The sequence below is a fragment of the Enhydrobacter aerosaccus genome (genome assembly GCF_900167455.1).
GTDB lineage: Bacteria > Pseudomonadota > Alphaproteobacteria > Reyranellales > Reyranellaceae > Reyranella > Reyranella aerosaccus.
The window spans coordinates 81,190-95,552 of the sequence record NZ_FUWJ01000007.1; the positions used below are offsets into that span (position 1 = coordinate 81,190).

13 protein-coding genes are annotated in these 14,363 nt (G+C 61.7%); 10 read left to right on the plus strand and 3 right to left on the minus strand.

Translation table 11 applies throughout. From position 1 onward, the window contains the following. Positions 1–10: 10 nt before the first annotated feature. From B5D62_RS21960 to rlxS, 7 genes are all read left to right on the plus strand, one after another. The gene (locus B5D62_RS21960; RefSeq protein WP_085936094.1) at positions 11–643 is read left to right on the plus strand and encodes an acyl-homoserine-lactone synthase; all 633 of its coding nucleotides are present in this window, start codon (positions 11–13) and stop codon (positions 641–643) included. A 110-nt stretch (positions 644–753) separates the two neighbouring features. After that, the gene (locus tag B5D62_RS34385) at positions 754–1,179 is read left to right on the plus strand and encodes a transcriptional regulator domain-containing protein (protein ID WP_419188802.1); all 426 of its coding nucleotides are present in this window, start codon (positions 754–756) and stop codon (positions 1,177–1,179) included. Further along, a complete protein-coding gene (locus tag B5D62_RS21965; RefSeq protein ID WP_419188803.1) occupies positions 1,067–1,564 on the plus strand; it encodes a DUF2285 domain-containing protein in 498 nt (165 codons plus the stop codon). The genes B5D62_RS34385 and B5D62_RS21965 overlap by 113 nt, the downstream gene beginning before the upstream one ends. 239 nt (positions 1,565–1,803) lie before the next feature. Continuing rightward, positions 1,804–2,034, plus strand: coding sequence for a helix-turn-helix transcriptional regulator (locus B5D62_RS21970; protein WP_085936095.1), 231 nt, complete (start codon positions 1,804–1,806; stop codon positions 2,032–2,034). Continuing rightward, positions 2,027–2,530: a S26 family signal peptidase gene (locus B5D62_RS21975; RefSeq protein ID WP_085936096.1), complete on the plus strand. Its 504-nt coding sequence runs from the start codon at positions 2,027–2,029 to the stop codon at positions 2,528–2,530. The genes B5D62_RS21970 and B5D62_RS21975 overlap by 8 nt, the downstream gene beginning before the upstream one ends. Further along, positions 2,518–3,357, plus strand: coding sequence for a lytic transglycosylase domain-containing protein (locus B5D62_RS21980; RefSeq protein ID WP_231714893.1), 840 nt, complete (start codon positions 2,518–2,520; stop codon positions 3,355–3,357). The genes B5D62_RS21975 and B5D62_RS21980 overlap by 13 nt, the downstream gene beginning before the upstream one ends. A gap of 313 nt (positions 3,358–3,670) precedes the next feature. Then, the gene (gene rlxS / locus B5D62_RS21985; RefSeq protein ID WP_218191206.1) at positions 3,671–5,659 is read left to right on the plus strand and encodes a relaxase/mobilization nuclease RlxS; all 1,989 of its coding nucleotides are present in this window, start codon (positions 3,671–3,673) and stop codon (positions 5,657–5,659) included. 67 nt (positions 5,660–5,726) lie between these two features. On the opposite strand, the gene B5D62_RS21990 is transcribed toward rlxS, so the two are convergent. Both B5D62_RS21990 and B5D62_RS33810 read right to left on the minus strand, forming a co-directional pair. Next, positions 5,727–8,201, minus strand: coding sequence for a type ISP restriction/modification enzyme (locus B5D62_RS21990; RefSeq protein ID WP_218191208.1), 2,475 nt, complete (start codon positions 8,199–8,201; stop codon positions 5,727–5,729). A 24-nt stretch (positions 8,202–8,225) separates the two neighbouring features. Further along, the gene (locus B5D62_RS33810) at positions 8,226–8,948 is read right to left on the minus strand and encodes a hypothetical protein (protein WP_218191209.1); all 723 of its coding nucleotides are present in this window, start codon (positions 8,946–8,948) and stop codon (positions 8,226–8,228) included. Between the two features lie 286 nt (positions 8,949–9,234). Between B5D62_RS33810 and B5D62_RS21995 the strand changes: the two genes are divergently transcribed. Beyond that, entirely contained in the window at positions 9,235–10,644 is a 1,410-nt protein-coding gene (locus tag B5D62_RS21995; protein ID WP_170921068.1) for an HNH endonuclease family protein, read from the plus strand. Between the two features lie 13 nt (positions 10,645–10,657). Here B5D62_RS21995 and B5D62_RS22000 read toward each other — a convergent pair whose 3' ends face one another. Beyond that, positions 10,658–12,382 (minus strand): type I restriction enzyme HsdR N-terminal domain-containing protein, encoded by a 1,725-nt coding sequence (locus tag B5D62_RS22000; RefSeq protein ID WP_085936098.1) that lies wholly within the window; start codon positions 12,380–12,382, stop codon positions 10,658–10,660. Between the two features lie 186 nt (positions 12,383–12,568). Between B5D62_RS22000 and B5D62_RS22005 the strand changes: the two genes are divergently transcribed. Together B5D62_RS22005 and B5D62_RS22010 are read left to right on the plus strand one after the other, a co-directional pair. Further along, positions 12,569–13,417, plus strand: a complete 849-nt coding sequence (locus tag B5D62_RS22005; protein ID WP_085936099.1) for a type IV toxin-antitoxin system AbiEi family antitoxin — start codon at positions 12,569–12,571, stop codon at positions 13,415–13,417. After that, a complete protein-coding gene (locus B5D62_RS22010) occupies positions 13,407–14,318 on the plus strand; it encodes a nucleotidyl transferase AbiEii/AbiGii toxin family protein (RefSeq protein WP_085936100.1) in 912 nt (303 codons plus the stop codon). The genes B5D62_RS22005 and B5D62_RS22010 overlap by 11 nt, the downstream gene beginning before the upstream one ends. The last annotated feature ends 45 nt before the right edge of the window (positions 14,319–14,363 follow it).

A 14,363-nucleotide genomic window follows, 5' to 3' on the forward strand; every position in this document is an offset into this window, starting at 1 on the left:
GGAGGCGACGATGATGCAGCTCATCAGCCAGGATCACTACGGTGAGTTCGTGGAAGAGCTCGCCGACATGTACCGCTTGCGCTATCGCGTCTTCAAGCAGCGGCTCGATTGGGACGTCCAAGTCAGTGGTGATCTAGAGGTCGACGACTTCGACGCCTTTCACCCCATTTACCTCCTCCAACGCGGCCGAGACGGCCGTGTTCAAGGCTGTGTCCGTCTGCTGCCGTCGACCGGTCCCACCATGCTGCGCGACGCGTTCGGCGTTCTTCTGAACGGCGAATCGCCGCCGGCCAGCCCGAGCATCTGGGAGAGCAGCCGCTTCGCTCTCGATCTGCACAACGACGCGGCCGCGGCAGTCAGCGGCATCGCCAAGGCAACCTTTGGGCTCTTCATCGGCATGGTCGAATTTGGCCTGGCACGCGGTCTCAGCGCCATCGTCACGGTCACGGACCTCAGGATGGAACGCATTCTACGGCGGGCCGGCTGGCCGCTGAAGCGCATCGGCGCCCCTCAAGCAGTCGGTACGACCCGAGCCATCGCGGGCTACCTCGAGGTCTCGCGCGACGCCCTCGCTCGCCTGCGGCGCGAGGGTGGACTCGAGCAGCCAGTTCTCTGGGCGCCGGTCACGATGGCCACGGCCTAGAGCAACCTCGGTGACAGCGGAAAGGAAGCAATTTCGGCGAGACGGGACCGTCCAATTACATTCAGGGAGGCGGCTGACGGTCTGCCTTGCCACAGCGCGAGGAGCCTACGATGGTCAGCCGTCCGCCATCCCAAGACGAACAGCCATGGCGTCGTGCCGACGCCTATGACTACACCGATTCACTGCCGAAGCGCGGCTGGGGATGGGAATTCCTACGCCGGGATCCTGAGTATCAGCGCGAATGGGCCGCGATGAGCCCGGCGGTTTCTGTCGAACAGCGACGGCATTTGACCCTCCTGACGGCCAACCGGCCGCTCGATGATCTGGCGCCATGGGGCGTGTTTTTTCGCAGATCCACCCGACCACGATGCGACTGCCGCCACGGTGTTCTGGCGGCCCGAGGCATGCCCTCACGTCCTGCCGGTGACGGCTGTTCCGGCCGTCTCGACGGCTCCGTTCTCGCTTGCCGCCCTGCGCCATCCTACGGCACTCCTGGTCCTGCCGGACGGAACCCAGCATCTGTTGGCGCGCGATAGCAGCCGCAGTTTGCAGTTGGCGGTCCGTGGTTCAAGCCTGCTCGAGCCCGTCAGCCTGCACACGGACGCCATCTTCGACGCCCGACACTTGCGGGCTCGGCTCACGGCGCTGGAAGGCCTCAATGCTCTGATCAGCACGCAGAGCTTGCCCGACCATCTCTTCCCAATCGACCCAAGGTCCCGGCGGTTGCGCCATGTTCTGCAAGCCCTGGACGGCTTTCTGGCCGGCGCCACCTATCGCGACATCGCCGTCGCCCTGTTTGGCGAAGCACGCGTTCTCGCCGACTGGTCGGACCCTAGGCGCCATCTCTTCGACCAGGTGCGCCGAGCGGTCCGGCGGGGACGACACCTCATGAACGGCGGATATCGAAGTTTCCTGATTTGACGCCTCTTGCGTCGCCGGCGCTGCATCGATTCACAGCAAATCACGCCGCTTGAACGGCTGGCCGCGGCCCGTCGGACCAGGCGCGGCAATGCCGTCTTCCGCCGTCTGAGGCGGCGCTTGGGTGGCGAAAACCTCTTCAAGGGACTTCGCCAGTCCTAAGCCATCGCTTGCCCGCTCATGCTGCCCGCGAAGGAGACGACCTGCGGCGTCGTCTTCCGACCACCCCGATGAGGGCACGCATGGACGACGATGCCGTCAGGGCCGCCAACGCCAAGAAGGGCAGCCCCTTTCTCAATACGGCCCAGGCTGCGCACTATGTCGGCTTATCGCCGCGCACCTTCGAGCGCATGCGCCGCACGGGCCGCGGCCCGCGCTTTCGCAAGCACGGCCGCTACGTGCGCTACCACATAGCCGACCTCGACGCTTGGTCGGAGGGTCGCGCTCACACCAAGGTCGACGGCGATGCGTAGACCGTCCATCCTTCGCGTCGGCGCCCTTGCGGGGCTCGGCCTGGCCGCGCTCGCACTTGGCCCTTCGGTCCCCAGCTTCGTCTGGAACGCCAGCGCCAGCGCGCCGCTTGGCCTCTACCGTGTAGAGCAGACCAAGGGCCTGCAAAAGGGCGACCTTGTTCTCGCATGGGCGCCGGAAAGCGCACGCCGATTGGCGGATAGCCGAGGCTATCTTCCCGAATCCGTACCACTGACCAAGCGCATTGCGGCCACGTCGGGCGACACCGTGTGCGGCCGCCACGGCCTCCTCCTGATCAACGGTTGGGTTGCTGCCATTCAGCTGCCCGCCGATCCGCAAGGCCGTCCGCTGCCACCTTGGACAGGCTGTCGCGTGCTCGGAGCGGACGAAGTCTTCCTGCTCATGTCCGAGGTTTGGGACTCCTTCGACGGGCGATACTTCGGACCGATTCCGACATCTTCGATCCTGGGTAAACTGGTGCCGATATGGACCCGGTGATCGCGCTGCTGCTGTGCAGCTCGCCGTTCGCCGGGCCGCCCATGAGCTACGAGAGCCCCACAGCGGCAACAATCAGCCGCGCTATCTCTGTCGAGTCCGCTGCACAGGAGGCCTTGGCGCGAGCCAACATTTTGCGCGTGGCGGACACGCCTGGCACGACGAACGTCGGGCAGTGGCAGGGATTCATCGCCGAGGCGGCTCAGCGTTTTGGCATTCCGGAAGCCTGGATCCGTGCCGTGATGCGCGCAGAAAGCGATGGCCAGGCCACGATTGACGGCCGGCCGATCACATCGCCCGCGGGCGCCGTCGGCCTCATGCAAGTGCTGCCCAAGACATATGCTGAGATGCAGCGTCGCCACGGTCTGGGTCCAGATCCTGCTGATCCTCGCGACAACATTCTCGCTGGCACAGCTTATTTGCGCGAGATGCTCGACCGGTTTGGCTATCCGCACTTATTTGCGGCCTACAATGCCGGTCCCGAACGCTTTGAGGCCTACCGCCGGGGAGTGCAACCGCTACCGGCGGAAACGCACGCCTACGTCGCTCAAATCGGAGCGGAGCTCGCAAACGGGAGTGACAATGGTCCGGCGGCCAAGCAGCTTTCATCGGTGCCTGCTGCGCCAGAGCGTCGCCGCAACCTCAATCCTCTGCTGTTCTTTGTGCCGGGGCGACCCTCGACTCTGTTTGTGAACCACGATGATTCGGCTTCTCGAGCCGATCAACCTGGAGCCAAGTTACCGCTCGAACCGGAAACGAATCGACGCCCAGGTGCACCGACTGCCGGCAGTAAATCTGCGGCGCCGATGGACGATCAGGGACCGCCCTGATCGCGCGAACCACCGCATCTCGATTGCCAACGTTGAGCCGCAACACAGTTCGGCTTGAACGCCCGGTGCGCGAGCCAATCGCCGCAAGGCGTATGTGGACGAAGGTCGGATGGTAGAGAGAGCCACAATCGCGGGTAGGCAAGATAAAAGGCGCCCTCCAACGGTCGCCAAGTGTTTGTCTGCACATCGGTTTTGAAGGAGGGAAGGGCGGGCATTTCCCTCCAATACGGCAAGAAGCCCTTGATCTGATTGAGGTCGAAGCCTCCACGCCAGCAATCGGCTACGAACCAGCGCTGTCGTTGCCGAGGTTTTCATGAAGCTCCCTGTCATCCACGATCGCGAGTTCGAACCGAGGCTGGGTCGCATCGGCAATCGGGGAGTGCGCAGTGCCTTTCTGCGTAACGTGGCGCAGACGGTCGCACGGGCAGGCGGGCGCAAGCATGCCCCGTCGCGTAGAACTAGCCAACTCGGGCAGCTCGGCCGCGGCGCGGGCGTCGGCCGGGTGCTGGGCGCCCGTGATCGCTACGCAGCGTTTCGCCGGCGCCGCGTCGTCGTCAAGACACGCCTGATCAAGCACGCCGGTCGCGGCACAACCTCGGCCCGTGCGCACCTGCGCTACTTGCAGCGCGATGGCGTAACGCGCGAGGGCCTGCCGGGCAATCTCTACGACGCCGACCACGACCGGGCTGACAGCAATGCCCTTCTGGAACGCTGCGAGGGCGATCGCCATCAGTTCCGATTCATCGTCGCGGCCGAGGACGCGATCGAATACGCCGACCTCAAAGACTTCACCCGGCGGCTGATGCAGCAGATGGAACAGGATCTCGGGTCGAAGCTCGACTGGGTCGCGGTCGACCACCACAACACCGGCCATCCCCACACCCACATCGTCCTGCGTGGCAAGGACGACCGCGGCCGGGACCTGATCATCGCTCGCGAGTATCTCAGCCATGGCATGCGTGAGCGCGCCGCTGAAATCGTCAGCTTGGACCTCGGCCCACGCAGCGACCGCGAGATCGAGGCCAGGCTGCGGGCCGAGGTGGAGCAGCAGAGGTTCACCTCCCTCGATCGCAGCTTGCTCAACGAGGTGGACGAGCAGGGCCTCCTGCGATCCGGAACGACCGTCGGGGATGCCTTCCGTCAGACGCTGCGCGCCGGCCGGCTTCAGAAGCTGCGGCACCTTGGCCTGGCGCAGGAGGTTGGGCCTGGACAATGGAAGCTCGCCAGCGGCCTCGAGCCGGTCCTGCGCCGGCTGGGCGAGCGAGGCGACATCATCAAGACCCTGCATCACGAGCTTGCCCGCCAGGGGTTGGCCCGCTCAGCGGCGGACTATGTGATCTACGAGCCGGCTGAGAACAATGCCCAGCGACTCGTCGGCCGGGTCGTTGCGCGCGGTCTGTCAGACGAACTGAACGACCGGCGCTATGTGATCGTCGATGGCGTCGATGGCCGCACCCACTACGTCGATATCGGCCAGGCCGGCGAGGCAGAACCAATTCCGGTCGGCGGCATCGTTGCCATCGAGCCTAAGCGGGCAGAGCCCCGGGCGGTCGATCGGACCGTCGCTGAAATCGCGGCGGCGCACGGCGGCCGCTACAGCGTCGACCTTCATCTTCGTCACGATCCGACGGCGCGCGAGACGTTTGCCCAAGCTCATGTTCGCCGGCTGGAGGCGATGCGACGGGCTGGCGTCGACGTCACCCGTGAAAAGGACGGCACTTGGATCGTTGCGCCCGACCACCTGGATTGCGCAGCGGCCTTCGAACGGGTGCAGGCGCGGCGAACGCCAATAGTCATCGACACGTTGTCGACGGTCCCGCTGGAGCGCCAGGGCGTCGCCGAGGGCGCGACGTGGCTTGATCGGCAACTCCTTGCCAATACGCCGACGATCACACGTGATGCTGGCTTTGGCCACGAGGTGCGCGAGGCGCTTGCCCGCCGCCGGCAATGGCTGATCGAGCAAGGGCTCGCACGTGCCGAGCAAGACCGCATAATCTACCGGGCCAATTTGCTGGGCCTACTCCGCCGCCGCGAGCTAGCCAGCATCGGCGCCCAGCTGTCAACCGAACTCGGTGTTCCGTACACGGAAGCTCGGCCGGACGAGCACATCGAGGGTACCTACCTTCGGCGGGTCGACCTTGTCAGCGGTCGGTTCGCCCTGATCACGAAGAGCTTTGAGTTGACCTTGGTCCCTTGGCGGCCGGTGCTCGACCACCATTTGGGTAAGGAGGTGTCCGGTATGTCGCGTGGCGAGACGATCTCTTGGAGCATCGGCCGGCAGAGGCGCGGACCGTCGCTGTAACAACGTAGGTGTCCAACGACCCTAGCAACAAATCGTTCGGTTCCTCGCTCGACATATTGGCTGAGTTTTACAGAAGTTTGGCTTGGGCCGGACCGTCCGTTGGTTCGTCTGTGAGCTTGGGCGGTGCATTGAGCGCCCCCTCACGTTTCAAATCCTCCGCACCGAGCAGAGGACCCTGCACAATATCCTCAAGCACCCTCTGCTGTTTCGGTTCGAGAGCAACGAGACGACCCAGCACGTGCAGGAGATTGAGCAGCTCGCTCGTGTACTCTGCGGGCCAGTGCTCAAGCTGGATATCGTCCAGCGCCGATGGTGGCCGCCTGTCACCGATCACAGGACGACTTCGATCAAGCTTTCTATAGCCGAACCACTGATGGATGACTTCTTTGCCCGAGACCGCATATGCCCACATCGCGGGTGACACGTTGTCAATGTAGCCTTTGCCGACACGAAGACGACGCAGGCTTGGGTCATAGTCCATTGTGTCGGGCAGTGGTTCCGGAGCACCGGGGATGGCGCCTTCCTTCGGAATTCGCGGGGCCTCGCTCGCCGTCATTCGCGGCGGACGCGAGGGGCGGTTTTTCGCCGGGTTCGCATAGCGCTCGCCAAACGTATGGAGCCACACGACTTCTCGCCCCAACTGGCATGCTTGTTCGAACAGCTTGGCATCCGCTGTCACCGGCACACGAAGCCCTGGCTGAAGAAGGTCTTCCTTGAAGTGTGTCGTGAAGCCAGGATGTGCGACAATGCCGGCAACGTAGGCAATGACATCCTCAGCGCTTACGCCACATCCATAGGCTTTCGAGAGATGCGAGAGCAAAGCCGGCTTCACATTGGACAGCGTCGCCGATGAATCGCGCCACAGGGGAAAGACACGGCCACCTCTTCCCGCGTAGTGATGAAGGTCCGGGATGAGCGCCGTCACTGTCAGGGCGGGTCCACCCGACGGCGAACGATCCTCCGGCGCTGTCACATAGACTTGCTGCCGTGAATGCCAGTCCCACAATGTCGGATTGGGCCTGTTGATAAGCCTGTTGTCTGGAATGATCCATTGGCGGTCGAAAGATCGAAAGGCATAGCCTGTCGGCGCAATGCACGGCCCTCTGTCCTGCGCCACGGACTGCGGCCGCAACTCATGGCCCGCGAGTCCCTTCTTCGCCCGTTTGTTAACAGTCTTGTCGCCGCCCTGGTGGGGGTAGAAGAGTTCCTCCTTGGTCGCAGCTTCCTTTTCGTGCTGCAATGTTGACCACCGCTCTTGGAGAGATTGCGCGTCCGGCGCAATCACCCACGTACGGCCGGGCATCACACCCGAGCCGTTGTAGACAAATAGATCATCCAACGCGACGCAGCTTGCCCAATCCGCTCCAGCCTTTGGCAGGAATGGCTCACGCCAACCGCTCGGACAATCGGTCCATGCCTGGTCTTCTAGGGACAGCCTGGCAAGCGCCGCGAACTTGTCCTCCCGGCGGCCGGACGGAAGGCTATGGAAGCGAACCCGCGCGGGCACGTTCGAGTCCTTCTTCGGCGTTCGGCTCGCGAGCACGATGCAGACGGGATGTTGAACCCCTTGAAAGATGCGTGTGGCGACCTCTGGCTGGTGCCCCTCTGGAGAGCAGTCGATGACCCAAACCTCATTGCATGAGCGTCGTAGGTCGTCGCGCATCTTCTGAAAGCCGGGACCATTCAGGAACCCGGCCACAGTGATGAAACAGACGATGCCGGCCCGATCTGTCTCCTCGAGGCCGGTCGAGTCGTGCAAACCTGTCCCAAAAACTTTCCAGGTCGCCCACCGCCAGAAGTAGACATAGAGATTCTTGAGATGCTTCGCGTGCGCCCCGACTTTCCATTGCGGAGGCGGTACCCACCGGTCGAGCGGTGCCTCTCGTCCCGCAGTTCCCTGTTCGACCCAGCCGCCACGACCTTTGGCCTTTTCCTTGTAGGGTGGATTGCCGATCACGACGGTAATCGGCTCGCTTCTCTTGATCTTGTTCGCGTCCCGTCGGGACCGCGCGATCGGCTGATAGAGCTGTGGCAGCCGCTCCTCTTCGAGGTACGGATTGCCGAGCGTATCCGTTACATAAAGCCGAAGATCCGGCGCAGCCCCGCCAGGAATGAGCGTGTGCATTTCCGCTAGCAAGCGAAGCTGTGCCACCGCAAACGGCCCGAACTGAAGCTCGAAGCCGATGAGACGGCGCGTCGCAGCGGTGACGGCGGCAGCAATGGCGCCGGGACCTTCATCCTGCTCCACTGTTTGGGCAATCTGGCGGAACACACCTAGCAAGAACGTGCCGGTGCCGACGGCTGGGTCGGCGACCGTCACATCTGCCGACGCAAATCCCTTCGCTTGATCGAACAGAGCAGGACTCCGAAGCGCGTCATCCACGAGACGGACCATCGCGCCTACCACTTCCGGCGGCGTGTAGTAGGAGCCGGTGCGCTTGCGCAGCGCATTGTCGTAGACTTCCAGAAAGTCTTCGTAGAAGTACAGCCAGGCGTCCGTGCTTCCCCGGCTGATTTTCGACCATTCAATGGCCTCCAGCACCCGCGTCAGGGTATTGAGCGAAGTCTACAACACGTCCTGATTGGCGCTCTCGTCAGTCAGCAGCCGAAGCGCCGTGCCGATCAGCGAGTTCGACCGCCTGAGCGCCTGTGCTGCCTGGTCAATGCCTCTTGCCAAGGAGATGTTCTGGGCGCGGGCGACCAACAAGCCAAAGGTGACGGCCTGTGCGTAGCCATCGGCAAACTCTGCATTGGTCGCCTGCGGAAACAGCATCGCGCGCCAGTCCTTCGCCAGCTCGGTGAGCGCCGGACTGTCCCGCTCCAACTGTTCGACGACCTCTTCCCGGAGCAGCCGGCACAACCGCGCGCTCGTCTCCGCAAGCTGCTTTGCAGTTTTCGGAGGGATTGGCTGCCAATGCAGGAAGTCCGAGATGAGAGGCAGCAGGGTCGGCGGCGCCTCCAGGGCAGGCCCGGACGATTCGACATCCCCCTCCAGACGGATGACCGACCCAACGAGCTTCCCGTCACGCCAGAGGCTGAACGCATTCCCATCTGTATAGAGCAGGTTGGGCAAGGACTTGAGCCGATCCCATTGCTCGCGATCATGCGCATTCGTGAACCGTCGAGGATCGGCGCCCTTGCCAGGTGACTTTACTTCGATGAATCCTACGAGCGCATTCTGAACGTCGACGGCATAGTCCGGGCGGGTCTTGAGATCGGACAGGGTGCTTTCGCCGATCATGCTGACGGCACTATCCGGCAAGCCGGCAAGGTGCGCCAAATCGCGCACGAGGCCCTCTAGAGGCGACCTTAACTGGTCCTCCGGCGAGCCGGAGGCAGCACGGCTTGAGAGTTTTGCTTTGGTCAGGCTTCCGAAGGCTGAGATTGCAGCCGCCAGCGTCTTCGCATGCGTCAATGAATGCCCCGTGCCCTCCGCCTCTTGGCGGCACTATAGCAGGTTGCTCGCGCCGATGCTCGCCATAGCGGGGAATTTGCCGACACGACGTGCCGCTCCTCACGGGGAGGTTGCGTCCTGCAAGGACTTCGGAGAAGCTTTCCTGCAGGGCAGGGGGAACATGTTCAATCCGAAACCGCTTTACGAGATCGTCCAGGAGACATTGCCAATCCGGGACTTCAGAGACTACTGGGAGGAATTCGTTGTCCGCCCGCCGTACCAACGCAAGAGCGTGTGGTCGAAAAAGAAAAAGCAAGACCTTTTGGACAGCCTGTTCCGCCGCTACTACGTCCCGCGTATCGTTATCCGGGAAGTACGGCGCGACGAGACACGAACGGCCCGCGAGGTTATCGACGGTCAGCAGCGCATCACGACGGCAAAAGAGTTTCTCGACGACGCAATCGAGCTGCCAAAGAGCCTGACCGACATCGATGCGACCCTCCCCGGCAAGAAGTATTCCGAGCTGCCTCCCGACCTCCGCCGCTTTGTGGATCGCGAACTCAAGTACAACGCCGATATCGTGAAGGGCATTGACGACCCGCGTAACCGAGCGCACCAGAAGATCGCAGCCGAGATCTTCTGGCGCCTCCAGCAGGGCGAGAGTCTGACCTACATGGAAATTGCCCACGCGCGGCTCGCCAGCCTCTCGCGCAACTTCGTTGTGAAGTACGCCGACGAGATCGGCTTCGACTTCGCGGCCTATGAGCCAGTGGACTCGAACCCGAGCAAGCACCCGTTCTTCAGCGTGATCGATCGTGGCAACGACCGCATGCAGCATCTCGCATTGCTGACACGCCTGCTCATCTTCGAGGAAAAGGACGGTCCTGCCGACGTTCGCGAGTCCGATGTCATGGAATATATCGACAAGCACCAACGCGACGACGGCATCGGCAACGACACCTTCGAAAATGAACCGACCGCGCGGGAGGTTCTGAAGGTCATGCGGGCCTTCTACGACGTGTTCAAGGAAGACACGATGATCGCGAACGGCGAAGGCGCTGTGAAGGAGCTGCGGACCGAATATTTTATCATTTCGATCTATCTGCTTTTGCGGCACCTGCTGAAATACTACGTCTGGGACCGGCCCGAGCGCGCGGCGTTCCTGAGCTTCACCCACGACTTCCACCAGCGCTGGTCGGACGAAAAGGCCGATGACGTTGACATCCAGACCTTCTCGAACCGTCGGCAGCAAACAGCTCGCGAAATCGAAGTACGGCATCAGATCATCCGCCAGATATTCTTTCAGTACCTGAGCGCGAAGGGATTGAGCCTCAAGACGAAGGACGACCGGCGTGCATTCAGCGAGGCCGAACGCATACTCATCTATCGCCACGACAATGGCCGGTGTCAGGCCTGTATCAGCGAGCAGAAGCCGGACAAGGAATGCATCGTTCCGTGGCTGGAGTACGACGCGGATCACGTTGTCCCGCACAGCCGCGGTGGCCAGACGGTCATCTCCAATGCACAGGTGCTATGTCGCTACCACAATCAAAGCAAGGGAGCCACGATCCCAAGCGCGGCCAGTAACTGAAAAGACCAAGCTGCTATATGCGCGACGAGGAGCGTTCCGCATATCCGTCGCGGAGCGCTTTCAGGATGGCGATATCGCCGTAGAAGAAGCGATTTGCGAGCTCCGCGTCCGGCACCCGCGGCATGTTCTCGCGTTGATCAATCCCAAGAAGCTCACGGGCACGAAACGAACCCAGTCTCGCCAGCTCCTCTACCGGCGAACGGTGCTCGGTCGTGACGTATTCTATCCACTTAGGGTATTGCGGCAGATAGCAGAGAGTCATGTGGCCAAGGTAGTCAAAGGTGATGCCGGATGCCTCGGTCATTCGCATCTCGCCTAGGTTCCGCTCTGCCCGCAGCTTCGGGTAGTTGCCGATATTCCCGAGCAGCGCGACTTCGAGATTCCACAGTTCGTTCAGTCGGCGTCGTGCGACTTCCGTCTTGAATGGGCCTTCGGGACGATACAGTTCCTGTGGCGGATAGCATTGCGCAACGAACTGATGCGTTGCCCGGAGGGCGCCGCCATCGATCATTCCAAGCACATGCCCCTCAGGAGACGACGTCAGCTGCGACCATGATCGCTCATCTTCAAGGTAGCGGTGCAACATGTGACGCAGCGCACCCATGTGCCACTGCGCTTCGTTACCCAGCATCATGATCTTGAAGATGCGCCGAAAGGCGTTGGCCGCAAGCAGGATCGATTTCCAGGCCTCGTGCTCGCTGAAGTGGCTCAGGCAGTGCCTGATCAAGCGCTTCGTGGCTGCCTCTAGGTCCGCCTTGTTTTGGTTGCCTGTTGTCAGCCACGCTGGCAACCACTCCGTGCTTGTGCGGGTTTGCCCCAACTCGACGAGATATTTGACTACCTGAGCGAAATAGGCGTCGTTCACATCACGCGGCACGTCAGGCAGCATCCTCGAGAGGATGAGAAATGTACCCGATGCGCTACGCGTGACGAGCGTGCGCGTCAGCGCGTTCGCCATTGGATGCGGGTTCTCCAGGAACAGATATGCCTCGATCAGGTCCGCGGTTGGCGCTTTCTCGAGCTGTTCCTTGCGTTGGTCGAAGTCCGGCGTGACGTTGCGACGGAAATTCTCAAGTACCAGACTACGCTTTGCGACAACGCGATGGTCGATCAGGCGGCGGAACTCTTCCAGTCGTCCAAGGTTGAATTCCTTGTCGAACACCTTGTCGATGAGGCGCACGATGCGCCTCTTCTGGAAGAACCAGACCTGCCACGGCTCGAGGAAGTGGCGGAGCTTCTCGAAGTCGCGGCGCAGATGCTTGATGTCGACGTGGAGCGCCGGATCAATCACGCTCTCTTCCACGTCAAATACTTCGATCTTCCGTCCGTCGCACAGGACAACAAGCGCGGCGTTAATCTTCGGATGGTGCGCGTACTCCGCCGCCTGGGCGAGCGCCTTGTACCCAAACGACTTCCCCTTGGATGGCTTCTTCGCCTCCATGACCCAAAAGTCTTCCCGCCACAGGTTGAACTTGTAGTCGGGAAAGCGCTTCTTGTTCAGGAATTGGATGCGCTTGCCGAGGTCGACAGAGAAGTCTGTTTCCTTGTCGTAGCCGAGCACCTTGATGATCGGGTCGATGACGAAGGTCCGCACCTCCGGCTCAGAGAAGCCGTCTACGTTGAGTGTCTCGACCTTTTCCAGCGTCGCTAGGGCGTCGGCGGAGAGCCGTGTGAGGGCCTTGAGCAACGAGAGGTCTATCAGTGACAGGGGCTGACGATAGATGTCAGTGGCAGTCATACGGTCCTCGACCTTCGTTATTACCCGCCTCAAGCGCTTAGATTTCAAAGACTTGGCGCCTGGCGAGGTTCGCTACGTTGATAGTCGGCGCCACTTTGTCCATAGGATATTATGTCAAGTTTAACTTGTCATATCGAGCGAGATTCAAACTTTCGCCTGCTTTGGAAATGTGATAGATGGTCAAATATGACTGGACGAAAGGACAATCTTCTAAACAGATTGGAACGGGAGCTCCCGGAGGGGCTGCTCGCGCATTCTGCGTGGTTCCGGAAGAAAGGCTATTCGCGCCAGCTTCTCAATCACTACGTCTCGACTGGCTGGCTTGAGCAGCCCGCACGCGGCCTCTTCCGCCGACCGCGTGGCACGTTGAGCTGGCAGCAGGTCGTCATCTCCCTTCAGACCATCCTTCTTGACGATCCGTTTATCGTCGGTGGCCGGACCGCGCTAGAACTACAGGGCTATGCGCACTTCCTGCCACAGAAGACCAAGGAAGTTCACCTCTACGGCCCGCGCCGCCTGCCAACCTGGCTCAACAAGCTCCCACTAGACGTGCGCTTCGTTCACCACAACAGCCGCAAGCTGTTCAAGAACGATCCAATAACCTACGGCATCAGCAGCCTGACGATGAACCTGCTGACGCATGCCAGCGCCAGCAACGACCCGCTGCAACGTGGATTGACCTATCAGCCGTGGGGGCCCTGGGACTGGCATCTGACGCTATCGACGCCAGAGCGCGCGATCCTCGAATTGCTCGACGAGCTGCCGGAACATGAAAGCTTCCATCAGGTCGACAAGCTGATGGAAGGCCTCTCCAACCTCAGTCCTCGCCGCTTGCAAAAGCTGCTCGTCGATTGCCAGAGCATCAAGGTCAAACGGCTCTTCTTCTTCTTCGCCGATCGCCACAAACACGCCTGGCTCAAGCAACTGAAGAAGGATCAGATCGACCTTGGGACCGGCAACCGTATGCTGGTGAAGGGTGGCAAGCTCGACCGCACGTACCAAATCACCGTGCCGGAGGATCTGGGTGCCGTTTGAAGAACAGTACCGGCGCCAGGTCGCCCTGCTCCTCAAGACCGTTCCACTGGTCGCCGCAGAAGACTGTTTTGCCCTCAAGGGCGGGACGGCCATCAACCTCTTTGTCCGGGATATGCCCCGGCTGTCGGTTGACATCGACCTGACCTATCTGCCAGTCCAATCGCGGGACAAGTCCCTCAAGGCCATTGACGCGGCCATGACCCGCATCTCGGAGCGCGTCACCAAAGCCATTCCCGGCGCACGTGTGACACCGTCCCGGGGAGAAGGTGCCATTTTGAAGCTGCTGCTGCGCGCCGATGGCGCCCAGATCAAGATTGAAGTGACGCCGGTCTTGCGCGGTTGCGTTTATGAGCCGGAACTTCGGAGCGTCTCTGCCGTCGTGGAAGAGGCATTTGGCTTCGCCGAGATGCAGGTCGTCTCTTTCGCCGATCTCTATGCCGGGAAGATTGTAGCCGCGCTCGACCGGCAGCATCCGCGCGACCTCTTCGACGTGCGCGACCTGCTGGCCAACGAAGGCATCAGCGACGACCTGCGCCGTGCGTTCATCGTCTACCTAGTGAGCCACGGTCGGCCCATGTCCGAGGTGCTGGCCCCGACACGGAAGCCGATACGGGAGGAATTCTTAAGGGGCTTCGAGGGCATGACGGACAAGCCCGTGGCGCTTGACGATCTCGTTGCGGCGCGGGAGGACCTCATCCAGGCAATTGTCGGTGGCATGCCCCAGGATCACCGGTCATTCCTGATGTCATTCAAGCGCGGGACACCTGAGTGGCCGCTCCTGAGTGTCCCCCAGGCCGCCTCTCTGCCTGCCGTCAAGTGGCGCCAGCAGAACCTCGACAAGCTTCCCCGGAAGAAGCGGGATGAACTGGTAAAGCGCCTGGCTGACGTGCTCGAGGAATAGGGACCCATCTTTTTCGTGCCAATGAGCAATTGCACTGGCCGCGCC

What these genes read in the sequence shown, in the direction of transcription:
- B5D62_RS21960 (WP_085936094.1), top strand. Translation starts at nt 11, where the DNA reads ATGATGCAGCTCATCAGCCAGGATCACTACGGTGAGTTCGTGGAAGAG.
- B5D62_RS21980 (WP_231714893.1), top strand. Translation starts at nt 2,518, where the DNA reads ATGGACCCGGTGATCGCGCTGCTGCTGTGCAGCTCGCCGTTCGCCGGG.
- rlxS (WP_218191206.1), top strand. Translation starts at nt 3,671, where the DNA reads ATGAAGCTCCCTGTCATCCACGATCGCGAGTTCGAACCGAGGCTGGGT.
- B5D62_RS34385 (WP_419188802.1), top strand. Translation starts at nt 754, where the DNA reads ATGGTCAGCCGTCCGCCATCCCAAGACGAACAGCCATGGCGTCGTGCC.
- B5D62_RS21975 (WP_085936096.1), top strand. Translation starts at nt 2,027, where the DNA reads ATGCGTAGACCGTCCATCCTTCGCGTCGGCGCCCTTGCGGGGCTCGGC.
- B5D62_RS22005 (WP_085936099.1), top strand. Translation starts at nt 12,569, where the DNA reads ATGACTGGACGAAAGGACAATCTTCTAAACAGATTGGAACGGGAGCTC.
- B5D62_RS22000 (WP_085936098.1), bottom strand. Translation starts at nt 12,382, where the DNA reads ATGACTGCCACTGACATCTATCGTCAGCCCCTGTCACTGATAGACCTC.
- B5D62_RS21970 (WP_085936095.1), top strand. Translation starts at nt 1,804, where the DNA reads ATGGACGACGATGCCGTCAGGGCCGCCAACGCCAAGAAGGGCAGCCCC.
- B5D62_RS21995 (WP_170921068.1), top strand. Translation starts at nt 9,235, where the DNA reads ATGTTCAATCCGAAACCGCTTTACGAGATCGTCCAGGAGACATTGCCA.